General features: G+C 35.2%; 29 protein-coding genes. 13 read left to right on the top strand and 16 right to left on the bottom strand.

Annotation, left to right across the window (positions count from 1 at the left end; genetic code table 11):
- Window positions 1-8: 8 nt before the first annotated feature.
- Window positions 9-407: an acyl-CoA thioesterase gene (locus tag ACFO7M_RS08685; protein ID WP_379714185.1), complete on the top strand. Its 399-nt coding sequence runs from the start codon at window positions 9-11 to the stop codon at window positions 405-407.
- Here the strand turns inward: ACFO7M_RS08685 and folP are convergent.
- Complete coding sequence (gene folP / locus ACFO7M_RS08690; protein WP_379735160.1) at window positions 404-1,225, bottom strand: dihydropteroate synthase; 822 nt, start codon at window positions 1,223-1,225, stop codon at window positions 404-406. The two genes, ACFO7M_RS08685 and folP, sit on opposite strands and share 4 nt — an antisense overlap.
- Before the next feature lie 76 nt (window positions 1,226-1,301).
- Here folP and ACFO7M_RS08695 point away from each other — a divergent pair, with 76 nt between their 5' ends.
- From ACFO7M_RS08695 to tpiA, 5 genes are read left to right on the top strand one after another with little or no spacing between them, the layout of a single operon-like run.
- Window positions 1,302-1,841 (top strand): DUF1599 domain-containing protein, encoded by a 540-nt coding sequence (locus ACFO7M_RS08695; RefSeq protein WP_379714189.1) that lies wholly within the window; start codon window positions 1,302-1,304, stop codon window positions 1,839-1,841.
- Window position 1,842: 1 nt separating this feature from the next.
- Entirely contained in the window at window positions 1,843-2,289 is a 447-nt protein-coding gene (locus tag ACFO7M_RS08700; protein WP_379735161.1) for a GNAT family N-acetyltransferase, read from the top strand.
- 3 nt (window positions 2,290-2,292) lie between these two features.
- The gene (locus ACFO7M_RS08705; RefSeq protein WP_379735162.1) at window positions 2,293-3,390 is read left to right on the top strand and encodes a BT_3928 family protein; all 1,098 of its coding nucleotides are present in this window, start codon (window positions 2,293-2,295) and stop codon (window positions 3,388-3,390) included.
- Between the two features lie 2 nt (window positions 3,391-3,392).
- Window positions 3,393-3,905, top strand: coding sequence for a TlpA family protein disulfide reductase (locus tag ACFO7M_RS08710; RefSeq protein WP_379735164.1), 513 nt, complete (start codon window positions 3,393-3,395; stop codon window positions 3,903-3,905).
- 7 nt (window positions 3,906-3,912) lie between these two features.
- A complete protein-coding gene (gene tpiA / locus ACFO7M_RS08715) occupies window positions 3,913-4,662 on the top strand; it encodes a triose-phosphate isomerase (protein ID WP_379735166.1) in 750 nt (249 codons plus the stop codon).
- 293 nt (window positions 4,663-4,955) lie between these two features.
- Here tpiA and ACFO7M_RS08720 read toward each other — a convergent pair whose 3' ends face one another.
- The 4 genes from ACFO7M_RS08720 to ACFO7M_RS08735 all read right to left on the bottom strand — a co-directional run bounded on the left by ACFO7M_RS08720 (window position 4,956) and on the right by ACFO7M_RS08735 (window position 9,726).
- Window positions 4,956-7,157, bottom strand: a complete 2,202-nt coding sequence (locus tag ACFO7M_RS08720; RefSeq protein ID WP_379735168.1) for a TonB-dependent receptor — start codon at window positions 7,155-7,157, stop codon at window positions 4,956-4,958.
- Window positions 7,157-8,449 (bottom strand): tetratricopeptide repeat protein, encoded by a 1,293-nt coding sequence (locus ACFO7M_RS08725; RefSeq protein ID WP_379735170.1) that lies wholly within the window; start codon window positions 8,447-8,449, stop codon window positions 7,157-7,159. The genes ACFO7M_RS08720 and ACFO7M_RS08725 overlap by 1 nt, the downstream gene beginning before the upstream one ends.
- A 69-nt stretch (window positions 8,450-8,518) precedes the next feature.
- The gene (locus tag ACFO7M_RS08730; RefSeq protein WP_379714204.1) at window positions 8,519-9,052 is read right to left on the bottom strand and encodes a DUF4331 family protein; all 534 of its coding nucleotides are present in this window, start codon (window positions 9,050-9,052) and stop codon (window positions 8,519-8,521) included.
- A gap of 26 nt (window positions 9,053-9,078) precedes the next feature.
- Window positions 9,079-9,726, bottom strand: coding sequence for a DUF4331 family protein (locus ACFO7M_RS08735; RefSeq protein ID WP_379735172.1), 648 nt, complete (start codon window positions 9,724-9,726; stop codon window positions 9,079-9,081).
- Window positions 9,727-9,879: 153 nt separating this feature from the next.
- Here ACFO7M_RS08735 and ACFO7M_RS08740 point away from each other — a divergent pair, with 153 nt between their 5' ends.
- Complete coding sequence (locus ACFO7M_RS08740) at window positions 9,880-10,410, top strand: RNA polymerase sigma factor (RefSeq protein WP_379735518.1); 531 nt, start codon at window positions 9,880-9,882, stop codon at window positions 10,408-10,410.
- Window positions 10,411-11,196, top strand: a complete 786-nt coding sequence (locus ACFO7M_RS08745; protein ID WP_379714208.1) for an anti-sigma factor — start codon at window positions 10,411-10,413, stop codon at window positions 11,194-11,196.
- Between the two features lie 47 nt (window positions 11,197-11,243).
- Here ACFO7M_RS08745 and ACFO7M_RS08750 read toward each other — a convergent pair whose 3' ends face one another.
- The 11 genes from ACFO7M_RS08750 to ACFO7M_RS08800 all read right to left on the bottom strand — a co-directional run bounded on the left by ACFO7M_RS08750 (window position 11,244) and on the right by ACFO7M_RS08800 (window position 19,307).
- Entirely contained in the window at window positions 11,244-11,405 is a 162-nt protein-coding gene (locus tag ACFO7M_RS08750) for a hypothetical protein (protein WP_379714210.1), read from the bottom strand.
- 1 nt (window position 11,406) lies between these two features.
- Complete coding sequence (gene ftsY, locus ACFO7M_RS08755) at window positions 11,407-12,360, bottom strand: signal recognition particle-docking protein FtsY (protein ID WP_379714213.1); 954 nt, start codon at window positions 12,358-12,360, stop codon at window positions 11,407-11,409.
- Between the two features lie 188 nt (window positions 12,361-12,548).
- Window positions 12,549-12,701, bottom strand: a complete 153-nt coding sequence (locus ACFO7M_RS08760; protein WP_014166478.1) for a DUF4295 domain-containing protein — start codon at window positions 12,699-12,701, stop codon at window positions 12,549-12,551.
- Window positions 12,702-12,779: 78 nt separating this feature from the next.
- Window positions 12,780-12,962 carry a 50S ribosomal protein L33 gene (rpmG, locus tag ACFO7M_RS08765; RefSeq protein ID WP_011963553.1) on the bottom strand — a complete coding sequence of 61 codons (183 nt, stop codon included), beginning with the start codon at window positions 12,960-12,962 and terminating at the stop codon, window positions 12,780-12,782.
- Between the two features lie 26 nt (window positions 12,963-12,988).
- A complete protein-coding gene (gene rpmB / locus ACFO7M_RS08770; RefSeq protein WP_073309425.1) occupies window positions 12,989-13,225 on the bottom strand; it encodes a 50S ribosomal protein L28 in 237 nt (78 codons plus the stop codon).
- 74 nt (window positions 13,226-13,299) lie between these two features.
- Entirely contained in the window at window positions 13,300-14,550 is a 1,251-nt protein-coding gene (locus tag ACFO7M_RS08775; protein ID WP_379735174.1) for a CinA family nicotinamide mononucleotide deamidase-related protein, read from the bottom strand.
- Window positions 14,551-14,597: 47 nt separating this feature from the next.
- Complete coding sequence (locus ACFO7M_RS08780; RefSeq protein ID WP_379714223.1) at window positions 14,598-14,942, bottom strand: Hpt domain-containing protein; 345 nt, start codon at window positions 14,940-14,942, stop codon at window positions 14,598-14,600.
- The gene (locus ACFO7M_RS08785; protein WP_379714225.1) at window positions 14,942-15,553 is read right to left on the bottom strand and encodes a fumarylacetoacetate hydrolase family protein; all 612 of its coding nucleotides are present in this window, start codon (window positions 15,551-15,553) and stop codon (window positions 14,942-14,944) included. The genes ACFO7M_RS08780 and ACFO7M_RS08785 overlap by 1 nt, the downstream gene beginning before the upstream one ends.
- A gap of 98 nt (window positions 15,554-15,651) precedes the next feature.
- The gene (locus ACFO7M_RS08790; protein WP_379735176.1) at window positions 15,652-16,425 is read right to left on the bottom strand and encodes an exonuclease domain-containing protein; all 774 of its coding nucleotides are present in this window, start codon (window positions 16,423-16,425) and stop codon (window positions 15,652-15,654) included.
- Between the two features lie 336 nt (window positions 16,426-16,761).
- Complete coding sequence (locus ACFO7M_RS08795) at window positions 16,762-18,063, bottom strand: dihydrolipoamide acetyltransferase family protein (RefSeq protein ID WP_379714231.1); 1,302 nt, start codon at window positions 18,061-18,063, stop codon at window positions 16,762-16,764.
- An 83-nt stretch (window positions 18,064-18,146) separates the two neighbouring features.
- Window positions 18,147-19,307 carry a glycosyltransferase family 2 protein gene (locus ACFO7M_RS08800; RefSeq protein ID WP_379735178.1) on the bottom strand — a complete coding sequence of 387 codons (1,161 nt, stop codon included), beginning with the start codon at window positions 19,305-19,307 and terminating at the stop codon, window positions 18,147-18,149.
- A 99-nt stretch (window positions 19,308-19,406) separates the two neighbouring features.
- Here ACFO7M_RS08800 and ACFO7M_RS08805 point away from each other — a divergent pair, with 99 nt between their 5' ends.
- The 5 genes from ACFO7M_RS08805 to ACFO7M_RS08825 all read left to right on the top strand — a co-directional run bounded on the left by ACFO7M_RS08805 (window position 19,407) and on the right by ACFO7M_RS08825 (window position 25,190).
- On the top strand, window positions 19,407-21,257 hold the full coding sequence (locus tag ACFO7M_RS08805; protein WP_379735180.1) for a CocE/NonD family hydrolase: 1,851 nt from the start codon (window positions 19,407-19,409) through the stop codon (window positions 21,255-21,257).
- A gap of 87 nt (window positions 21,258-21,344) precedes the next feature.
- Window positions 21,345-23,204 (top strand): ABC-F family ATP-binding cassette domain-containing protein, encoded by a 1,860-nt coding sequence (locus tag ACFO7M_RS08810; RefSeq protein WP_379735182.1) that lies wholly within the window; start codon window positions 21,345-21,347, stop codon window positions 23,202-23,204.
- Window positions 23,205-23,255: 51 nt separating this feature from the next.
- On the top strand, window positions 23,256-24,020 hold the full coding sequence (locus ACFO7M_RS08815) for a hypothetical protein (RefSeq protein ID WP_379714242.1): 765 nt from the start codon (window positions 23,256-23,258) through the stop codon (window positions 24,018-24,020).
- A gap of 4 nt (window positions 24,021-24,024) precedes the next feature.
- Window positions 24,025-24,414, top strand: a complete 390-nt coding sequence (locus ACFO7M_RS08820; RefSeq protein ID WP_379735184.1) for a hypothetical protein — start codon at window positions 24,025-24,027, stop codon at window positions 24,412-24,414.
- Window positions 24,415-24,416: 2 nt separating this feature from the next.
- Window positions 24,417-25,190, top strand: a complete 774-nt coding sequence (locus ACFO7M_RS08825; RefSeq protein ID WP_379735185.1) for an O-methyltransferase — start codon at window positions 24,417-24,419, stop codon at window positions 25,188-25,190.
- Window positions 25,191-25,217: the final 27 nt, after the last annotated feature.

Below are 25,217 nucleotides of genomic sequence, written 5' to 3' on the forward strand. Positions count from 1 at the left end.
ACTAAAAAATGGAAAAATATTCAATTGAATTAGACGTACGAGATTACGAACTAGACGTACAAGGAATTGTAAACAACTCAGTATACCAAAATTATTTAGAACATGCACGCCATGAATTTTTGCACCATCACGGTATTGATTTTGTTGATTTTGCACAAAACAACATTATGCTTGTGGTAAAAACCATCGAAATGAATTTCAAAAACTCTTTGGTAAGCCGTGACAAATTCAAAATTGAAGTTGCTGCAGAAAAAGAAGGCAATTTAAAAGTCGTATTCCATCAGGATATCATCCGTCTTTCAGACAATAAAGCAATTTTATCGGCTAAAGTAACCGGGGTAGCTATTAAAAACGGAAGACCGGTAGCACCAGATACTATACCACAAATTCAAGGATTTTTGAGTTAACCCAATTGACTCATCAATTTCACACACTCCACTGCTTCTTTTACATCATGCACTCTTATAATGTTAGCTCCTTTCTGTAATGCTAACGTATTTAAAATCGTAGTGCCGTTCAAAGCATTCTCTGGGGTTGTTTCCAAAGTTTTATAAATCATCGATTTTCGGGAAATACCAACCAAAACAGGTAATTCCAACATTTGAAACAACTCCAGTTTGGAAAACAATTCAAAATTTTGCTCGACTGTTTTCGCAAACCCGAATCCCGGATCTACAATAAGATCGTTAATTCCTAAACTTCGGGCTTGGGCAATTTTTTTTGAAAAATAGAAAAGTATCTCTTTAACCAAATCATTATAATCCGTCAGTTGCTGCATGGTTTGAGGAGTACCTCGCATGTGCATCATAATATAGGGAACTTGGAGTTTTGCAACTGTTTCCAGCATTTTTTCATCCAAATTTCCAGCCGAAACATCATTAATTATCGCGGCACCGTGATTCATTGCTTCCTCGGCTACTTTTGCATAAAAAGTATCAATGGAAAGTAACGTTTCAGGGAAATTTTTCAGAATTAAATCTACTACAGGCACTACCCTTTTCAGTTCTTCTTCCGCAGTAATCAAATCGGCAGATGGTTTTGTTGTTTGTCCGCCAACATCAATAAAATCAGCACCTTCAACCAGCATTTTTTCAACTTGTTGCAACAGTACGGCATCGGAAGAAAACCTTCCTCCATCATAAAAAGAATCGGGAGTCACATTTAAAATCCCCATCACTTTGGGTGTTGTTAAATCAATCAGGTTTCCTTTACAGTTGATGGTCATTTTTATACTTTTTTTAAATAAATTGTAAACAAAAAAGGCTATTTTTGGACAAACTTGATACAAATATAATTTAATAATGAGTAACACCTCACAACAATACGACGCAATCATTTCAATTTGTCGTGATTTATACGCCAAAAAATTACAAGATTACGGAAGTGCATGGCGCATTTTACGCTTGCCATCACTAACCGACCAAATATTCATCAAAGCGCAACGTATCCGTTCGTTACAAGAAAATGAAGTTCGAAAAGTAGATGAAGGAGAAGCTTCAGAATTCATTGGTATTATCAATTATTCTATCATGGCTTTAATTCAATTGGAAAAAGGTGTCGCAGACCAACCCGATTTGAATGTGGAAGAAGCTGTAAAATTATACGACGAAAAAATACAACTGACAAAAGATTTAATGGAAGCCAAAAACCATGATTATGGTGAAGCTTGGCGTGATATGCGAGTGAGTTCGTTAACCGATTTAATTCTTCAGAAACTATTGCGTGTTAAACAAATCGAAGACAATAAAGGCAAAACATTGGTTTCGGAAGGTATTGATGCCAATTACCAAGACATGATTAATTATGCAGTATTTGCATTAATCTTATTAGAGCACAAGTAAAATGATTTTCAGAGAAGCACGACGTGAAGATATTGATCAAATTCAGATCGTCAGAAATTCTGTTACCGAAAATACACTTTCTGATCCGGGATTGGTAACCAATCGTGATTGTGAAGAATTTATGTTCGAACGCGGAAAAGGTTGGGTTTGTGAAATCGACCAAACGATTGTCGGTTTTGCTATTGCCGATTTGAAAGAAAACAATATCTGGGCTTTATTCCTAGATCCGAAATACGAAAAACAAGGAATTGGACGAAAACTTCATCAAATGATGATGGATTGGTATTTCAGCCAAACGAATGAAAAAGTATGGTTAGGAACTGCCTTTAACACTAGAGCCGAAGAATTTTACCGCAAGGCCGGATGGACAGAAGCGGGAACAAACGGCAGTAGAGAAATCAAATTTGAAATGACCAAAGAAGACTGGTCCAAAATAAATACAAAGTAAAGAATGAAATATTTAGTACATTTTTCACGTCTGTTTGTAGGCGTTTTATTTATCATTTCGGGATTAATCAAATTGAATGACCCGGTTGGATTTTCGTATAAACTGGATGAATATTTTGGTGAAACCGTATTCAACTTACCATTTCTCTTACCTTACACACTGGCTTTGGCCTTGTTTGTAGTTATTTTGGAGGTGGTTTTAGGGGTTATGCTTCTGGTGGGTTACAAACCGAAATTCACGGTTTGGAGTTTGTTGGGATTGATTCTATTTTTCACTTTCCTGACTTTCTATTCGGCTTATTTCAACGTAGTGAAAGATTGTGGCTGTTTCGGGGATGCTTTGAAATTGACACCATGGGAATCTTTCACTAAAGATGTGGTTTTATTGGTTTTTATTCTGATTTTATTCTTCGGAAGAAAATACATTACACCATTATTCGGTACAAAATTTGCTGCAATTACTTCGATTGCAAGTATTGTTTTAAGCTGTTATTTGGGTTACCATGTCCTGCATCATTTACCGGTTATCGATTTTAGAGCGTATGCCGTAGGCAAAAACATCCAAAAAGGAATGGAAATTCCGGAAGGCGCGCCCAAATCGGAATACGAAATGAAATTCATTTACGAAGTAAACGGTGTAAAAAAAGAATTTTCAGATAAAGAATTAATGAACATTCCACCGAACGCGAAGTTTATTGACCGTATTGACAAACTAATCAAAGAAGGATATGTACCACCAATTCATGATTTTGGTTTGGAAAAAGAGGGAAGCGATTATAAGGACGATATTCTTAATGAAGCAAAAGTAATTTTCTTCACGGTATACAATTTGGACAAATCAAAACCGGAAGGATTGCAATTACTGGAAACTTTTTATCAAAAAGCGAAAGCGAAAGGTTATCATGTCTTAGCCGTAACCGGTTCAGATGCAACTACTGTGGAGAAATTCAAAAAACAATATGGTTTTACTTTTGATTTCTATTTTTGTGATCCAACAACGATTAAAACCATCGAAAGAGCCAATCCAAGCATTGTGGTGATTAACAAAGGAACTATCACTCAAAAAGCACATTACAACGATATTGACAACATAAATTTATAACTATGAAAAAAGTAATAGCACTTCTCTCCGTTGCAGTATTAGCAATAGTAAGCTTTGCTTATACCAAAGCACAAATGGGGAAAAAAGAAGGTTTTTCTACTGAAGCACTCACATCAAAACTAAAAGATGTTAACGGAAAAGAAATCTTGTTTCAAGACATTATCAACAAACACAAAGGCAAGCCAATTGTTATCGAAGCTTGGGCTTCATGGTGTGGCGATTGTGTAAAAAACATGCCTAAACTAAAAGAATTGCAAACCGAATTTCCAAAAGCGGCATTTGTTTTTCTTTCGGCTGATAAGACTTCGGAAGCTTGGTTGAAAGGAATTGAGAAGCATGATTTGAAAGGCGACCATTACATGATGGATGGTGGAATGAAAGGCAGCTTTGGAAAAGCAATCAACTTGGACTGGATTCCGAGATACATTATTATTGACAAAACCGGAAAAGTAGCGTTATACAGAGCTATCGAAACCGATCATGAGCAAGTGAGCAGTCTTTTAAAAACATTATAATTAGAACATGAGACAAAAAATTGTAGCCGGCAATTGGAAGATGAACAAAAATGCCGAACAAACTGAAGATTTAATCAACGAATTGATTCATAAATTACCCGAAACCGATGCTAAAGTCATCATCGCACCAACGTTCGTAAACTTGGCTTCTGCGGTAGATCATACCGAATTTACAGCTATTGAAGTAGCGGCTCAAAATATGCACCAGGCTGAAGGCGGTGCGTTTACCGGAGAAATCTCTGCAGATATGTTGAAAAGTATTGGTGTCGATATTGTAATCTTAGGACATTCGGAACGCCGCGCCTATTTTCATGAGACGGATGCTTTATTGGCAAGTAAAGTCGACACGGCCTTAAAACACGAAATGAAAGTTATTTTCTGTTTTGGTGAAGAATTGAAAGACCGTCAGGACAAACAACATTTTAATGTGGTGGAATACCAATTGAAAGACGGTTTGTTCCACTTACCCGAAAGTGCATGGACCAATATCATTTTGGCGTACGAACCGGTTTGGGCCATCGGAACTGGAGAAACGGCATCACCTGAACAAGCGCAAGAAATGCACAAATTCATCCGCGAAACCATTTTGGAACGTTACGGAAAAGAAGTTGCCGAAAACGTATCCATCTTGTATGGCGGAAGTGTTAAACCGGACAATGCCAAAGAAATTTTCTCGCAAGCAGATGTTGACGGCGGATTGATTGGCGGCGCATCACTAAAAGCTGATGACTTCATCGGAATCATCAACGGAATTTAAAAAATAAAAACAACATAGAAAATCCTGATACAACGTCAGGATTTTTTTTTTTGCCCTTTTACTAAAGCCACATGGATTTTTCGCGTGCTTAATTTTTAAAAACAATTTTTTAAGCACAAAAACTGTGTCTTTTTTGAAAAAAAAATAAATTAAACACAAAAGCCGTGTTTAATTTAAAAAAAAAAAATTTTGACACACTTATTAAATACTGATCAAAAAAAACAATGCTTCGCAAAACAGAAAACCCGCACAAAATATGTAACGGGCTTTCCTCTAAACAAACTAAAACTATGTCAAAAACTGTATGTTATTTTTCCTTTAATAAAAAATGGAGTTCCAGGTGTAAAATGGATTTCTTCCACACTTTCACTTTCGTTTTGCAATTGTGATTCGGTAGCGAACTGCGTTTCATTCCATTCGGTATTGAACAGATTTTCAACCGACACACCAAATGTCATTGCTTTCCATTCATAATTAATAGTGGCATCAGTAACCATATAACCTTTGGCAACGATTGAATTGTCTTCATTGGCCGGTCGGGATTTTAAATAACGGTATTGCAATCCGCCTGACCAGTTCTTATACTTTTTCAGGCTAATTCCGGCCGTAGTTGTAAAATCGGGTGCCAAAGGTATATAATCTTGTCCTTGGGGTTCATCAATGCTTCTTCCATACGTATAATTGGCGTCGGCATCAAAAAACAGATATTCGTTGAATTGATAACGTAAACCGAAATCCATTCCTCTTCTACTCGTTCTTCCGCTGGGCTCTACAATCCCCGCATCGCCAACATATACAAACTCTTGCTCTAAATTGAGCATCCATAGAGCTGCGTTGACAACTAATTTTGGTAAAGGCTTATAAATAAATCCCAAATCGGCTCCGAAAGAGGTAGGCAATACCTTTTTACCAGCTTGCGACACCACAACACGGGTATCATTAGAATGGAAACCAAAACCGGTTTTTACGAAAAGCTGTAAAGTATTATTCTGTGCATAAATCAAATTCAGCTTGGGTGACAACTTCATTTTACTTTCCGATTGATTTTCATAGGTCGTTGCCAGTTGATCATAGTAATTGAATTTAAAATAATCCATACGCAATCCCGGATTCACTTTCAGTTTACCAAAATCAAATTCCGTATTCAAATAGGCATACATATTGGTTTGATCGATATCGCCTAATTGGATGGATTCCAAAGTGGTTTTACGGTTCAAAGTGTGCGATAGTTCCGAATCGGAAGTCGCATCCGCTCTAAAGCCGGCTCCTAACTGAACCAGACTTGAATTCCATTTTTTACTCAGTTGTGAATTCCAACCATAAAGGGATCTATTTTCCTTTTGTCTAATTTGATCCCCATTTACCGGGTCTTCCAAAAAGAAGGTAAAATTGGAATACAATTCAAATTGATAATTCGAATAAAAAGCATTCGTTTTAAAAAAAGTACTATCATTAATAGGCTTTGAATAGGCCACATTGATATTCGTTCGAGACGTTTCACCTCCTTCGGTATCATCAACAGCACCAAAACGACCAATGGCACCGCTATTTACTAATCGCATTGGAATTTGTCCTGAAGCATCCCATTTACTACTAAATCTTGAGGCTAATACAGAAACCTTACTATTATCCGGTAATTGTTTCGTGTATTTTCCAAAAAGATTCATTCGTTTAAAATTTTGAGGCGAATCAAACGGTCCGTCAGTCAGCAAGTACTCGGTTGCAATGTAGGCCTTCTCCTTTGATTGTTTACCCAACAAATCAAAAACCCCTACAGTTCGAATGGTATTGAACTGACCAATTTCGGCGCTTATACTACTTTGTTCAACAAAATCTTTAGTTTTAAAACCAACATAACCCGCAGTAGCAAAGTCGCCTTTGTCTGCATAATAACTTCCTTTTCCAAAATCGATTTTATCGATGGTTTCCGGAATTACAAAATGTAAATCGGCATAACCCTGACCGTGTGCGTGCGAAACCATATTTACAGGCATACCATCAACGTTGATTTCAACATCAGTTCCGTGATCGATATCAAATCCGCGTAAAAAAATCTGTTCCGCCTTTCCTCCGCCGGCATGCTGACCGATAAACAATCCCGGGACTTTTCGCAAAATTTCCTGGGATGATTTTACCGGTGCTGTGGCTAAATCTATTTTGGAAATTACATTCATTGCCGAAAGATTTGAAGTAATGACCACTTCATCCAATTTAAAAGCATCCGATTCCAAAACTATCGTTAAGTTATAATCAACCACTTGTACTCGTTTCTTTTTAAAACCGAAAGCAGTAATCATTAACTGATCATTGGTTTTGGTTTTATCAATCGAAAAACGACCGAATGCATCTGTATGCGCATGAGATTGTGAATCTTCATTAAACACGTAGGCATTTTCAATCGGGTTATTCAGTGAATCAAGAACAAAACCTTTTTGAATTTGGCTATAACTTAAAACTGAACTGAACAAAAACAGAAGGAGTCCTATTCTTTTCATTATAAATCTTCAATTTTATCAGCCATATTTGGGCCTAATTCAAAAATACTTGCTTTCAAATCTTCTTTTATAGGTTGAATCTTATTTTTAAGATTATTTGCTTTGTATATTGTAGCTACGTGATAATTCAATTCTGGTTCGAACGATTTATCTGCTACATGTTTTTGAACAATTTCAAAAGCTTTTTTTGTATCTCCTAAATTATAATAAGCCCAAGCCAAAAGATCGTATGAATCCGGTGTAGGACGGTTTTTTATTTCCTCCTCGGCTATCAAAAGCGCCTTTTGAGCCGAATCTTTGTTATCGGCATATAGTAAAGCGTTGTATTTATTATACATCACGCCATAATTATTTTGTTCCAACATTTTAAAATACCCTTTCATGCTAGATTCTTTCAATAGATCGTCCTTTTCGTATTCCGCTATTTCCGCTTTTAATAAATAAAAATCAGGAGAGTTGTGTTTTTTAGAAATACGAGTAATGATTCGCAATGCCTCTTTCGTATTTTTTTCATGAGAGAAAGCAATCCAAGCCAATCCTTTTAGAGAAAAAGAATGATTGGGATTGATTTTTAATGCTTTTAAATACGAATCGTATCCTTCTTGGATTCTTCCGGCATGACCATACATATCGCCTAGGTTCGAGTACGACCAAAGTAATAACCCGTCTTCTCCATTCATTTTTGCTTTTTCGGTGGCTTTTTCCATTAAAGTAATGGCCGTATCCAAATCACCTTGATGATCGTTCCATTTCGCCATTCGAATCAAGCAATCGAAATCATTTTGATTGCAGATGAATGTCAAACATTTTTTAGCCTCATCATAATTCCCTAATTCCATATGAACATCAAACATTAATTTTTGAGTTTCACGCATTCCTTCGCCAATTTTCAATGCCTTTTCGGCCAACTGCAAAGCTTCTTTAAAACGATGTTGCGTGATATAATTTCTAGCGAGTGAACGAATTGTTCCTACTTCAGAATACTTAAATGCTTCATTCGATTCTAGCAACAAATCTTCTGCTTTGTACAAATAATTGATATCTCCAGTTTCTTCAAAAAGTACAGCATAATTGGCGGCAATCTTACTCAGATAACTGATTTGATTGGGAGCAGCATCAAATTTTGCTTGCCAAAAATTAATTTCATTAAATGAGAACTCCTTGACTTTATTTACTTCACTTAATAAAAAATGATTGTAATCGTCTCTATTCGTTACACTATCCGAATTTTTCTCACAACCTGATAAGAAAAAAAGTAGTGCAAGGGATCCAATGCTTATAGGTAGTTTCATAGTTTTAGTTTTAGTTGTTAATTATTTTAAAAAGAGCGCATAATTTTTAATGCGCTCTTTTTATACTGATTACCAAGCCGAAGCCAAGTAAGGAAATGAAGTTGAAAAACTTTTGTCATTAGAACCCACGTTATCTGAAGTCAATCCAGGATTCGAAGTTCCTGAAGGTCCACCAAAGATTAACAATAACTCAACATCGATTACATCATCGGCAAGTGCTCTTCCTGTTAATACATTAGTCCCGTCAAAGAAAGTTGTAGTACCTGTTTTACTTACGCCTAAAACATCAGTCGCAAGAAGCCCAGTAAATTGAGCAGCAGTTTGTCCTAAGGCATTCGTTGTATATCCAGAATTCAATGCCAATAATCGCGATTGAAAAGTAGCTTGATAGCTAGCACCCATCATAGAAGGAATTGTTCCGTTAAAACCATCTTTCGGAGCACCAGAAGCGATGAATACGGTATTAATTGCCGGTCGGGCCATTTGATCTTTTTGAACATAGGTTCCTGAGAAATCAGGTCCGTTATCATCATCTGAATCACAACTCACGAATAAACTCATGAATACTACAGAGAAACCTAAAATATATTTACTTGTTTTCATAATTCTTTGTTTTAAAAATTTACAGATTATTTTTGTTTGGTTTCTGCCCATATATTGATTGAAGTAGAGGCTCCTAAACTAGTTTTAGGCACTTCAACCACAATAGAAAGCACGTTAGTTCCAGCGAAAGTATCGGTTCCAGGATTATTAAAACCTGAAGCGGTTCCACCTAGAATGGCTTTGTACTGATTCAAGTCAAAGAAGAAAGGATCATCTCTTGGACCAGCGAAAAACTTCATTCCGTTAGTTGTTTTAATAATTGGTGATTGTCCGTATTGAGATATCTCAACATTTCCAGCTTCGTTATTGGTTTTGATTGTACTAGATGTTCCTGTAACTCCCGGAGCAGTTGGACCGAAAAAGTACATCTTATTCCCACGTCGGATAGCCTGAATTACCAAATCTTCTACATTGTCATTGTTGTTGTCAATGTTAATTTCTGTCAATACATTCTCGTTGAAATTTGCACTGGCTGTAGCACCAGGACTTAACAATCCTTGGGTATTAACCACAAACACCATGTTGTTGTTGTCTTGCCCTTGAAAAGCATACACATCGGTAATATCAGAAGCATTACCTGTCACTGCCGGTGCATCCGCATGGTCAGCTGCGATTAACATAAGGCCAGTAACTGCAAATACAGATAAGCCTATGAATAATTTTGTCTTTTTCATTTTTACTGTTTTTAAATGATTATAAGGTCACTTACGCAATAACATTAAAGTTGGTTTTTAAAAACAGCCATTTTTTTTGAAAAAAAAATTAATTCCTTCATTCCATGCGGTTTGTGAAAAAGAATAATTATGTTTGTAATACAAATCTTAACTATGATTCAAGAAGAAATCGTCACGTTGCTGCAAAAAAAAGATGATAAAGCATACAGTACCTTATATGATATGTATGCGAAGAGTCTCTTTGCAGTTATTACTAATTTGATTAATGATAGAGAAGAAGCCGAAGATGTACTTCAGGAAGTTTTCATCAAAATATGGAAAAACATGGACTCTTACGATGAATCGAAAGGGCGGTTTTATACTTGGATGATTAATATTGCCAGAAATACGGCCATCGATAAATTGCGTTCCAAAAACTTTAACAATTCCAAAAAAAACCTTTCTACTGATAATTTCGTACATCTATTTGACGAGAGCAATAAAGCTGTTTTCAAGATTGACGCCATCGGTATTCAAGAATTCATCAAAAAGCTAAAACCCAAATGCATTGCCTTAATTGATCTATTGTTTTTCAAAGGATATACGCAGCAAGAAGCTTCAGAAGCATTGGAGATACCACTAGGTACTGTCAAAACGCAAAACAGAAATTGCATAAATGATTTAAGAATCTTTTTAAAAGTATAAATGGATAGTAAAGAATATATCGAATCAGGAATTTTAGAACTTTATGTTTATGGGCTTTTGGATGAAAACCAGAATAAGGAAATTCATGAATTGTCCCAAAAAAACGAAGAGATCAAAAACGAAATAGAGGCAATAGAAAAATCTATTCTTTCTTTGTCAACTAGTTTTTCGCCATTCCTTTCCGTTCAGCATTTTGAAAAAATAAAAGCGGAACTAGAAATAAAGCATAGTAACGTAATCCCATTAAAACCAAAGGGAATCCCGAATTACATTGGTTGGGCTGCGGCTGCCGTTTTATTGGTATTTGTCGGATACCAATACAATCAACAATCTGAAATTAAGAATGAGGTTGTAATATTGGAAAACACCAACAAACAGCTGAATGAAGCAGTAGTTACTACCGAAAATGAAAACCAAAAGACCAAAGAAGCCTTAACTATTATCAGGGATTCTAAAAACACAGTGGTTTCACTTGCAGGTCAGGCTGTTTCACCTTCTTCATTTGCGAAAGTATACTGGAATAAGCAGTCAAAAACTGTTTATATTGATGCTACGGGATTACCGGAACCTCCAGAAGGAAAAGAGTATCAGATATGGTCGTTAAAACTAAAACCAGCATTAACACCTACAAGTATAGGATTACTATCTGATTTTACAAAAAACAGCGCTCGATTCTTCAAGGTTGATGGCACTTCCGATGCAGAAGCTTTTGGAATTACTTTGGAACCAAAAGGAGGAAGCAAAACACCTACAATGGAACAGTTGTATACGCTAGGTGCGGTATAAACACAAGTATAATAAATAAAAAAATCCAGCAAATGCTGGATTTTTTTTTATTGTCTTTTCTCTTTATTGAATTTTACCCAGGCTAAAATGTATAGCACCAATGCTACCATATAAAAACCAATGGATACATATATGTTTTTTACGGTTTGCGCCAACAACAATGAAGAAGTGGCGAACAAAAACAAATGAAAGGCTTTAAAATCTTGCATATTATTTAAAAAATGAATCTACGAATTCGTATTTATTAAACACTTGAAGATCATTAATACCTTCACCTACTCCAATATATTTTACCGGAATCTGAAACTGATCTGATATACCGATAACTACACCACCTTTAGCAGTACCATCTAATTTTGTAACTGCTAAACAGGTAACATCAGTGGCTGCAGTAAATTCTTTGGCTTGTTCGAAAGCATTTTGCCCTGTTGAACCATCCAAAACCAACATTACATCGTGTGGAGCATCACCAACCACTTTCTGCATTACACGTTTCACTTTCGTTAGTTCGTTCATCAATCCGACTTTATTATGCAAACGTCCAGCAGTATCAATAATTACAACATCGGCATTTTGAGAAACAGCACTTTGCAAAGTATCAAAAGCAACCGAAGCTGGATCACTACCCATTTGCTGTTTCACGATTGGAACACCTACTCTATCTGCCCAAATTTGCAACTGATCTATAGCTGCGGCGCGAAAAGTATCAGCAGCTCCTAAAACCACTTTATACCCCGCACTTTTGAATTGGTTGGCCAATTTACCTATGGTAGTCGTTTTTCCAACACCATTCACACCCACCACCATAATCACGTATGGTTTTTTATCTGAAGGAATTGTAAATTCGGTTTCTTCACCAGAATTGGTTTCAGAAAGTAGACCAGCGATTTCTTCGCGTAATATTTGGTTCAACTCTTCAGTTCCTAAATATTTATCACGAGAAACACGTTCTTCAATGCGTTCGATAATTTTTAATGTGGTATTCACACCTACATCGGAAGTTACCAAGACTTCTTCAAGGCTGTCCAAAACTTCATCGTCTACTTTGGATTTACCGGCTACGGCTTTCGTCAATTTCGACAAGAATGAAGTACTTGACTTTTCAAGACCTTTGTCTAATGTTTCTTTTTTTTCGGAAGAAAATAATCTTTTGAAAAAGCTCATTCTAAATTATAAATTATGATCCGGACCGTAGGTAAACGGAACACGGAGTTAGTTATATGTTTCTTAATGATTCAAAACCTTAACAGTTTCATGCATTCCTGAAAAATCAAGCTTCAAATCACGCACAAATATAAAATAAAAAAGCTACTTCCCAATGAAAGTAGCTTTGTTATATTGAATAGATAAAATTATTTCTTTTTTAGAAATTCATCTACTTCCTCTGGAGACATGATAGCCTCAACGAAAGTATAAGCACCAGTTTTTGGCGATTTTACCATTTTAATAGCTTTCGATAATCTTTTTGAAGCTGTTTGTAAGGTTGCAACGGTTTTCTTTGCCATGACTTATATTGTTTTATGAAATTTTATAAATTGAAAATCTCTAATGTTTCCATTTGAGATTTATTTCAAAATCTCTAATTATTTAATTTCTTTGTGTACAGTCACTCTTTTCAAAACAGGATTGAATTTTTTAATTTCCAATCTATCTGGAGTGTTCTTTTTGTTCTTAGTCGTGATGTAACGAGATGTTCCAGCTACGCCAGAAGCTTTGTGCTCAGTACATTCTAAAATTACTTGGATTCTATTACCTTTCTTTGCCATTTTGCTATAAATTTATTAGGAACAGATTATTTAATAAATCCGTCTGCTTGTGCTTTTTTCAAAACTGCAGAAATTCCGTTCTTGTTAATCGTCTTAATTGTAGAAGCAGCTACTCTTAGAGTAATCCATCTGTCTTCTTCAGGAAGGTAAAAACGTTTTTTAACCAAGTTAACAGAGAATTTTCTCTTAGTCTTGTTCATAGCGTGAGAAACGTTATTTCCTACCATCGCTCTTTTTCCTGTAAGGTCACAAACTCTTGACATTATGCTTATCTTTTATCGTTATTCAAAATCAGGGTGCAAAGTAACAAAAAAGAAATGTTAGTAACAAATAATTTTTAGTAGTTTTTTAAAATTTCTTTATAAATCATCTCCAAGCCTTTATTAACGGCTCTATCAATCACTTTTTCACGAGGTTGTCCAAAGTTAAATTCTTCAGAGAAGACTCCTTTCGGCGTTGCAATTCCGACAAAAACCGTTCCCAAATCTGCATTAACATCTCCTCTTGACGGACCTGCATTTCCTGTAGTCGCAATTGCAAAATCAGTTTGTAACAATTGTTGAACGTTTCTAGCCATTAATTCAGCCACTGCTGCACTAACAACAGAATTCTTTTCTATGAATCCAGAAGGAATTTGAAGCAAATGTTCTTTTACTTCATTAGCATAACTTACCACACTACCTTTAAAATAACTGGATGATCCAGCAATCGAAGTTAATGTAGTCGCAATTTTTCCGCCTGTACAACTTTCAGCTGTAGCAATAGAAAACCCTTTATTCGTGAGTAATCTTCCCAAAACCACCTCAATCGTATCCTCTTCTTCAAAACCTACCAAACAGTCTTCAATTTGCGGTTTCAATCTATCGATTTGTTCTGTTAAGGCTCGCTGTAAAACTTCTTCATCAACTCCACGTGCCGACAATCGCAATCTTACGCGCCCCGGACTTGGCAAATACGCCAACTTAATGAATTCAGGCAAGCTATCTTCCCATTTTTCAATTCTTTCCGCAAGCAGACTTTCACCCAAACCATAGGTCAACAATGTTTTATGAATAATATATGGCCTTTGGTATTTTGTAATCAAACGAGGAATCACCTCATTTTCTATCAGATATTTCATCTCAAAAGGCACACCCGGTAAAGAAATAAAAACCGTATTGTTTTTTTCCATCCACATACCAGGAGCGGTTCCTACTTTATTGAAAAGTACTTCCGCCTTAGAAGGCACCAAAGCCTGATCTTTATTGAGTTGTGTAATAAGCCTATTGAAATACTGCTCTATTAATTGAGTCACATGCTCCAACACACCTTCATCCACGACCAACACATCGTCAAAATACTCGCTTAATGTCTTTTTTGTAATATCATCTTTTGTAGGACCAAGCCCACCTGTAAGAACAACAACATCAACCGTATTCTGAAGTTTTGATAGTGTATTTAGTATATGTTGTTTATCATCCGAAATGGATAGCATTTCCCAAACTCCAATACCGATTTTATCAAAGGCTTTCGCGATAAAACCCGAATTGGTATCGACGATTTGACCAATTAAAATTTCATCACCGATAGTAACAATGGCTGCTTTCATTTTTGAATTAAAATTGAGGGATGTAGTAAGACTTTAAGCCCTAAAGCTTAAATATTAAAATCATTCTTTACTTCTTCCAAAGCCTGATCAACTCTGTTTTTGAGACTTTTGTAAACTTCCTTGATTTCTTTTTTCTTTCCTTTGTCTTTGGTCCATTGCTCGATTTGCAGAATTTCTTCTTTAGCTGCATCCATACCAAGCAAGTCCAATGTAGGCTTAGTTTTATGTGCAAAACTATACGCTCGGGCATAATCTTTATCTTTTATACCCGCTTTCATTTCCTTAATGTCGTTTGGAACTTCATCCACAAACAAATTAACAATTTGCAAGACAAAGTCTTTATCATCATCTGAAATTGCGTAAACTTTTGCTAAATTATAATGTATCGCCATTATTTTACTTGAATCTTAAATAATTGTTCACCTTCTAAAAAACCTTCCAGAACATCTTCCGGATTTACTTTTGCAACTCCTGCAGGAGTTCCAGTAAAAATAACATCACCTGTTTTTAAAGTAAAAAACTGTGAAACATAAGCGACCAACTCATCTATTTTCCACAGCATCAAATTTGTGTTGCCTTGCTGAACAACTTGTGCGTTATTTCTTAACTCAAAGTTAAGATTTTCTAATGAACTAAATTTTTTTTTCGATAAAAAGTCACCTATTACCGCTGAACCGTCAAAAGCTTTCGCTTTTTCCCATGGGAGCCCTTTTTCTTTCAACTGACTTTGGAGATCACGTGCAGTAAAATCGATTCCTAATCCAATTTCATCATAGTATTTGTGTGCAAATTTGGCATCGATATACTTCCCTACCTTGTTTATTTTCACCAAAACCTCCACTTCATGATGCACATCATTACTAAATTCAGGGATCACAAATGGAAATTGTTTCGGCAATATTGCTGTGTCCGGTTTCATAAAGACAACCGGATCACTTGGGCGCTCATTGTTTAATTCCGAAATATGGTCCGCATAATTGCGACCTATACAGATTATTTTCATTTCAATTCTTATTAGTCGCTTGTTCCTTCTATAACTAACCCTCTCTAATTCTTTCTATTTCCCCAAACAACTAGAGAGATGCTCTTTAAACAAAAAAACTATTGTTTAGTATTTAATTTTCTAAGTTTAATTCCGGTCAATACTTTTTTGGTATACAAAGGAAAGTCCGCATTTTGAATCCATCCGAAATATCCTGGCTCTTTCTCCAAGACATCATCTACCAAAGCTCCTTTATGCTTTCCAAAAGTAAAAACTTCCTGTCCGTTTTCATTCACGGCAATAAAACCGGCAAAATCAACTGATTTTTTACGGGTTGTGAATTCCGATAGCATTTTCATATCATTTTCCAATTCCGGATAACGATCCAATTGTGCTTTTAAAATTTCATATGTTGCTTCTGTGTCTGCAGCAGCACTATGTGCATTTTCCAAACTTTGTCCACAGTAAAACTTGTAAGCTGCACTCAATGTTCTTTCTTCCATTTTATGGAAAATGGTCTGAACATCTACAGAAACCCTGTTTTTCATATCAAAATCGACTTCGGCACGCAACAATTCTTCCGCCAATAAAGGAATATCGAATCGATCCGAATTGAAACCCGCCAAATCAGAATCTTTAATCATGTTATGTATTTGCGAGGCCAATGCTGCAAAAGTAGGTTCGTTGGCTACTTTTTCATTAGAAATCCCATGAACCGCAGTAGCATGAGGTGGAATTGGAATGGTTGGATTTACCAGCCATGTTTTACTTTCTTTATTCCCGTTAGGATAAATTTTTACAATTGCAATTTCAACAATTCGGTCACGAGCCACATCAATTCCTGTGGTTTCCAAGTCGAAAAAGCAAATAGGTCTGTTTAATTTTAGTTCCATTTGTTTTATTTGATAGACAAATATAAGTAGTAAATTTTTCTATTTTTGACTAAAGATAAATTCAACATGCTAATTCTACTATTTATACCACTTACTCTTATCCCAATACTAACCTATATATTGGATGGTGTGATAGAAAAGCAAGTAAAAAAATCTATAATCCATATTTTGATATTCGTTTTTCTTCTGCTAATAACACTATTGCTTTTGAAGGTATTTGGAATTTATTTTGCCATTTCCATACCTTTATTGCTATTTGTTTATGTAGCCATAGCAAAACGAAAAAAATAAACCCGACTGTTTTTTTTCAGTCGGGTAGAATATAATTGCTTTACTTTAGATATCTCTGTTGATATCCCAAGCTTCTAAGTAATCTGCAACGCGTTTCACAAAGCTTCCTCCCAACGCACCATCAACTACTCTGTGATCATAAGAGTGTGATAAGAACATTTTTTGACGGATTCCTATAAAATCTCCTTCCGGAGTTTCAATTACCGCCGGCACTTTTCGGATTGCTCCTAATGCTAAAATACCTACTTGTGGTTGATTGATAATTGGCGTTCCAAAAACCGATCCAAAAGTTCCCACATTAGTTACTGTATAGGTACCACCTTGCGTATCGTCTGGTTTTAATTTTCCAGCTTTTGCACGGTTTCCTAAATCGTTAACCGCTTTTGCCATACCAACTAAATTCAATTGATCTGCATTTTTGATTACCGGCACGATTAAGTTACCATTCGGTAAAGCCGCAGCCATACCTAAGTTAATATTTCTCTTTTTAACGATATATTCCCCTTCTACCGAAATATTCATTCCAGGGAAATCTCTCAATGCTTTTGCAACCGCTTCCATAAAGATTGGTGTAAAGGTCAACTTCTCGCCCTCTCTCTTTTCGAAAGCATTTTTCACTTTATCTCTCCATTTTACGATGTTTGTTACATCTACTTCAATAAAAGACTGAACGTGAGCAGAGGTTTGTACCGATTCCACCATGTATTTAGATATCAACTTACGCATTCTATCCATTTCCACGATTTCATCGCCACCATTTACAGAAACCGGAACGGCCTGAGCTGATGGTTGTACGGGAGCCGATGCAGTTTTTTGTGCAACTGCGACTGGAGCTTCCGCTGGTTTATTACCTCTATTTTTGATATAGTTTAATAAATCTTCTTTATTTACACGGCCATCTTTACCTGAACCTTGAATTGACTCTAATTCAGCCAAAGACACACCTTCCTCTTTAGCAATATTTTTCACCAATGGAGAGAAAAATTTATCTGATCCCGAAAAATCAGCAGGAGCAACTGCTTCTTTAGCTGCTTCAACAGTTTTAGCGATTTCTGCAACTGGAGCTGCTACTGCTTCCGCTTTTGGAGCTTCAACAACAGCACCACCTTCTGTTTCAATAATAGCAATTGTTTGTCCAACCTGCACTACATCATCGGTATTGAAAAGAATTTCAACTAATGTACCTGCAACTTCTGAAGGAACTTCACTATCCACTTTATCTGTAGCGATTTCAAGTACCGCTTCATCCATTTCAATTTTATCTCCAACCTTTTTTAACCAGTTGGTTACTGTTGCTTCCGCAACACTTTCTCCCATTTTGGGCAGTTTCAATTCGAACTTTGCCATATTCTTAAACTAAAGTTGTGTTTTCTAATTTGGTTTGCAAAATTACTAATTATTTTGATTTATAATTTTACAAAATGTATTTTTTACTTGATTTGAATGATTTCACCTCGATCATTACTACTATTACTTCCTATACAATAGGAGGTGTTTTCCGGGATGATTTTGAAAGTGAAGCCTCTATTTTTGTTTTTCTCCATAAAAGCAATGATTTCTTTAAATGAAAAACTATGATTGTCCAATAGAATTTCTATTTGCTTATTGGGTGAATTTCGATGCGAAAATAACGCATTTTCATCAATATTAGCATTACGAATCACCTTTTTTTGCAATTGTATTTCTATTTTATTTCTCAGCTCTTCATCAGTTGAAAACAGCAGATATTCGTCAATATCCAACACAATTTGTTCGGCTTGATTTTTCTTTATCAATGCAAAGAAAAAAGAACCTAACTGCATTAGAATATCAAAAACAATGGAACCGCCAAAATGTTTCTTATAAAAAAACTGCATTGCTTCTCTGAAACGTTTCACATAAGTAGTATCGCGAACCGTACTCTCTCCTTTATAATGAATAGCAGAAATTTCGTGAAAATAATAGTTCTGTTTTCCTCTTTTTTTTACCGAATAACTTAAATCAATATCATCCGAATACATAAAACAGTTTTCATCAAAACCTCCCACTTCAAGATACAACTCTTTTTTCAACACCATAAAAGCACCAACAAGTATATCAATTTCTCCCGATTGATTTTCGGATAAATGCTGCGCGTAATACTGATTGAAGAATTTACTATTCGGAAAGATTTTATACAGACTAAAGATTTTAGTCAAAGCCACCCAGGGCGTAGGAACTCCTCTTTTTGATTCCGGCAGAAAATTACCAGTACCATCTATAAGTTTACAACCCACAATTCCCAAATCAGGTTTTGAATCGACAAATTCCAATAGTCGCACAAAAGTATCTTCTGCCACAACAGTATCCGGATTCAAAATACAAATATATTTCCCGTTAGCAGCAGCAACTCCAACATTATTTCCTTTCGGAAAACCTAGATTCGAAGTGTTTTCAATGAGTTTCACCATAGGAAAACACGCTTTCATCATAGCACAACTATCATCTTTAGAATCATTATCCACCACAATAATTTCTCCATCAATAGTAGCAAGTGCTTTTTGAACACTTAAAACGCATTGCTTCAGAAAATAGCTGACATTATAATTAAGGATGATAACAGATAAATGCATAATGCGAAAATAGGTATTAATAAGAAATTTCAGAAATTAACATTCGATTAAATCTTCTTTCTACATATTATTGATAAATTCGGCAAAAAAAACACAACCATGAAATTCATCGCCCAATTTTTACTGCTTTTATTCACATTGAGTAGTTTTTCCCAAAACCAGATTGAAAAAGAATACGATAAAAAAGAAGTCTATATCCCGATGCGTGACGGTATAAAATTATTTACCAGCATTTATATACCTAAGGACATTTCAAAAACGAATAAATATCCATTTTTAATGGAACGTACATGCTACAGTGTCGAACCTTACGGTGAGAAAAAATACAGCGAAGTACTAGCTCTCAACAAGTTTTTAGAACAAGACAAATACATTTTTGTTTTTCAAGACGTCCGAGGAAGATATATGAGCGAAGGAACTTTTACCAACATGACTCCCCAAGTGGATCATAAAACAAAAAAAGATGTAGATGAAAGCACTGACACGTATGACACGGTGGATTGGCTGATTAAAAACATCGCCAACAACAATGGAAAAGTAGGACAATACGGAATTTCTTACCCGGGATTTTATTCTGCCGTAGGCACATTAGCAAATCATCCAGCTTTAGTTGCTTCTTCTCCACAAGCTCCTGTTTCCGATTTCTTTTTTGATGATTTTCATCATAATGGTGCTTTTGTAATGGGCTATTTCAGAACATTCCCTGTTTTTGGTGTTCAAAAAAACGAACTTACAGACAAGCATTGGTATCAAAATCAAATGTTTAAATCCCCATCTAAAGACGGTTCCGTATTGTATAACAATTTAGGCACTTTAAAAGAAGCTGCTGACAAATACTACAAGGACAATTTCTTTATGCAAGAAAATATCAATCATCCCAACTATGATTCATTTTGGCAAAAAAGAAGCCTTTTACCACACTTAAAAAATATCAATCACGCCGTTCTAACCGTTGGAGGATGGTTTGACGCCGAGGATTTATCAGGCCCACTAAACATTTACAAAACCATTGAAAGAAACAACCCAAAAGCTAAAAACACAATTGTCATGGGACCATTTTCTCATGGAGCTTGGGCTGTTGAAAAAGGCAAACACTATCATAATGACATTTATTTCGGAGATAGTATTTCAACATTTTTTCAAAAAAACATTGAACGGAAATTCTTCTACCATTATCTGAAAGGAAATTCGAAAGAAGCTGCTGCATTACCAGAAGCGTATATGTTTGACACTGGAAAAAAACATTGGAATGAATTTTCAAGTTGGCCTCCAAAAAATGCTGTGAAGCTTCAATTTTATTTAGCGCACAATGGAAATCTAACCAATTCAAAACCGGAAACGAGAAACAGTATTGACTATTTTAGTGATCCTAACAAACCGGTACCCAGTAGTATCAATTACGTAGAATACAACGGATTTACTCCAAGAAATTACATGAGCGAAGACCAACGTTTTGCGACTAGCCGACCGGATGTTATCACATTTACTACCGATTATTTAACCGAAGACATTACACTAGGTGGAGAAATCATGGCAAAACTAACTATTTCAACTACCGGAACTGACGCAGATTTTATTGTTAAGTTAATTGACGTGTATCCGTTAGACGAACCACAAAATGCAGACAAACCCAATATTTTATACGCCAATTATCATCAAATGGTGAGAAGTGAAATTATGCCAGCCCGATTCAGAAACAGTTTTGAAAAACCAGAAGCACTAACTCCCAATCAAATAACTGAGGTCACTTTCAGACTGCAAGATGTACTACACACATTTAAAAAAGGACATAAAATTCAGATTCAAATCCAAAGTACTTGGTATCCATTAATGGCTATTAATCCACAAAAATTCTTGGAAAACCCTTACTTAGCTGAAAAAGAAGATTACACCAAAACCTTCATTAAAGTATTTAACGATAGTCATATCGAAGTTGATGTGATTAAATAACTCCAAAGCTGTCTTTCTAGGCAGCTTTTTTATTTCCTTTCGATTAACTCAATACAAAAGATTACTTTTGCAAAAAAAATAACCACTGTGAATTACTTATCCGTCGAAAATATATCGAAGTCATTTGGTGAACGCACCTTGTTTGAAAACATTTCATTTGGAATCAACAAGGACCAAAAAATCGCCTTTATTGCCAAAAACGGTTCTGGAAAAACCTGCATCATGAAAATCCTTAATGGTGAAGACGAGCCTGATACCGGACAAGTTGTAGTCCGCAAGGATATCAAAATGGCTTTTCTTTCTCAAGATCATAATTTACAAGACGAATTAACCATTGAGCAAAGCATTTTCGCATCGGACAATGAGACGTTGAAGGTTATTGAACGCTATGAAAAAGCATTGGAAAATCCGGAAGATGAAGAAGCGTACCAAAAAGCGTTTGATGACATGGACCGCCACAATGCCTGGGATTTTGAAACGCAATTCAAACAGATTTTATTCAAACTGAAATTGGAAGATTTCAAATTGAAAGTCAAAAACCTTTCCGGAGGTCAAAAGAAGCGTTTATCCTTAGCAATTATCTTGATCAATCGTCCCGATTTATTGATTTTGGACGAGCCAACCAACCATTTGGATTTAGAAATGATTGAATGGCTGGAAAGTTACTTCGCAAAAGAAAACATTACCTTATTTATGGTGACACACGACCGTTTCTTTTTGGAACGTGTATGTAATGAAATCATCGAATTAGAAAATGGTAAACTATACCAATACAAAGGCAATTACTCCTATTATTTAGAAAAAAAGGAAGAACGGATTGCTTCAGAAAATGCGAGTATTGACAAAGCTAAAAACCTATTTGTAAAAGAATTGGAATGGATGCGTCGTCAGCCAAAAGCTCGAACTACCAAATCCAAATCGCGTCAGGATGACTTTTACATCATCAAAGAAAAAGCGCAAAGCCGTCGTAAAGAAAATGTAGTCGAATTAGAGATTAACATGGAGCGCATGGGAACCAAAATCATCGAACTTCATAAAATTTCGAAAAAATTTGGCGACAAAATTATTTTACACGATTTCAGCTTCGATTTCCAACGTGGTGAACGCGTAGGAATCATAGGTAAAAACGGAACCGGAAAATCCACATTCTTAAATTTACTAACAGGAACAATTCCTCTAGATGGTGGAAAAGTTATCAAAGGAGATACCATCAAAATAGGATACTATACCCAAAGCGGTATCAATCCAAAACCAGGCCAACGTGTAATTGACATCATTAAAGAATATGGTGAATATATTCCGTTAGCCAAAGGAAGAATTATCTCAGCATCTCAATTATTGGAACGTTTCCTTTTCGATTCCAAAAAACAATACGATTATGTTGAAAAACTAAGTGGTGGTGAGTTAAAACGCTTGTATTTATGTACTGTTCTAATTCAGAATCCGAACTTTTTAATTCTGGATGAGCCTACCAACGATTTGGACATTGTAACATTAAATGTACTGGAAAGTTTCTTATTGGATTATCCAGGATGTTTATTGGTAGTTTCTCACGACCGTTATTTCATGGATAAAATTGTAGACAATTTATTTGTATTCCGAGGCAATGGTGAAGTTGAAAATTTCCCAGGAAACTATTCCGATTTCAGAGCTTATGAAGACAGTATCGAACCGGTAAAAGAAGAAGCTAAAGAAAAAGTCAATTGGAAACAAAACAATGCTACCACTACTGGTTTGTCTTTTAACGAGCAGAAAGAGTTTCAAAAAATAGAAAGAGAAATAAAAGATTTGGAATTCAAGAAAAAAGAAATTGAACAATTGTTTTCCGACGGCAAAATTGCTGATGCCGATATCGAAAAGAAAGCCAACGAATTGCAAAACATCATCAAAAAGATGGAAGATAAAGAAGAACGTTGGTTTGAATTATCTGCAAAAATGGAGGGATAAGTGAACTATAAACAATATTTCAAAAAGTGCTAACGTTATTATTTAAAAATCATGTTTTTAATAAGAATTTTTATCTTGTCCATCCTTTTTTTCAATGTTAATCAATCTTTTGCGACAGCTCAAAGACCTGATTATTTAATAATTGAAAATGATACTTTAAAATTACATTGCAATCCGTTAGAAAGTTATTTTGAAAGTAAACCTTTCCCCAAGGAACTGATGAAATTTAACTCAAGTTTATGGAGAAGTTACATTGCATATTTTAAGTTTGAAAACAATAAACTGATTGTAGAGGGTTTATATCAACCTGAATATTTTGAAGATCAAAACGGTAACACAAAAGAAAAATTAGTATCGATTTATGAAAAAATTTTTGGCAATAAAAACAACTTTGAATGCAATTTTTATAACGGAGTCTTAATCTGTCCATTAGGCGAAATGAAAGAATATGTCCACATGAGCTATAGCTCTATTTATGAAAACTATAAATTATTTGAAATAAAAAACGGCGTATATCAAAAAGAAAAAAAACTTACTGACAAAGAATTTATTGAGCTGAAAATAAAACATTTCCAAAAATTTAAAGAAACAGATGAGTATAAAACTAAATTCGAAGAATTGTTAAATGCTTCAAAAGAATCTGAAGAAGAATTAAACAAAATGCTTGGTGGAATTTCTGACGAAGAGAAAAAGAGAAAAAAACAAAACAAATACTTATATCAAAAGGAAAAAGAATTAGAAAAGATTAAAATGACAGAACATTTTTTATTCTTATTTACTTCTGACAACATTAAAACAATTGACATTATTAACTAGAATTATGAAAACAATAAGAAGCTTATTTTTAATATCACTATTTGCATTTATTACTTCATCATTTATCCTAAAAACTGAAAATGACAAAAAATTAGTAGGGATTTGGAAAGGTTTTGAAAAAAAGAAACAATTAGAAGGTATTGAAAAACATTGGATAGTTCAAAGATTTAGCAATGGTAAATATGTGATTATGTTTACAGCTAAGCAAGGATGTGAAATCGAAACTTTTACAGAAAAAGGAAAATGGTGGACAAAAGGTGATGTTTTTTACGAACAACAAGAAGGAAACGAATCTATTGAATCTTATCAATATTCCATTAAAGAAAATCTGGTTGTGCATTTTAAAAGTTTAACAAATACCTATGAGTTTGAGGATTATAGATTAGAGGATTAAAAATGATTTTAAAATCGTATTTCAAATTTCTTTGGAACTCCAAAAACCAACACGGTGTGCACTCGCCTTTTGTATTTGATTTAGTTACCCGATGTTTTTATAACAGAACAAGTTATCCAGACTACACAACGTTGAAAAACTATCGAAATTCGTTACTTCTAAACAAAAACACGATTGAAGTAACCGATTTCGGTGCAGGTTCACGTGTTTTCAAATCGAATACCCGCCAGATATCCAAAATTGCAAAAACTGCTGGTATTTCTCGTAAAAGAGCCAAATTATTATATCGCATTACTGATTATTTTCAACCCAAAAATATTTTGGAGATTGGAACCTCATTAGGATTAGCCACTGCTGCCCTATCGTTAGGAAATAAAAAATCAAGTGTTACAACTCTCGAAGGCTGCCCACAAACATTGGGAGTTGCCCAGAAACAATTCGAACAATACGGACTTAACAATATCAAATCGGAAGTAACCGAATTTTCTTCTTTTTTAAGAAATTCTCCAATTTCCAATTCCCAATTCCAATGTATTTATTTCGATGGCAATCATTCCAAACAAGCTACACTGGAGTATTTCGAACTTTTATTACCCACAATTACCAATGAAACCGTTTGGATTTTCGACGACATTCATTGGTCGCTCGATATGGAAGAAGCTTGGAAAATAATTCAGCAACATCCCAAAGTAAAAGTAACGATTGACACCTTTCAATGGGGATTGGTATTTTTTCGCTACGAACAGGAAAAGGAGCATTTTGTAATTCGAACATAAAAAAAGACAGTTATTAAAAACTGTCTT

Origin of the sequence: Flavobacterium sp. GCM10023249 (assembly GCF_042653365.1) — a bacterium.
Taxonomy (GTDB): domain Bacteria; phylum Bacteroidota; class Bacteroidia; order Flavobacteriales; family Flavobacteriaceae; genus Flavobacterium.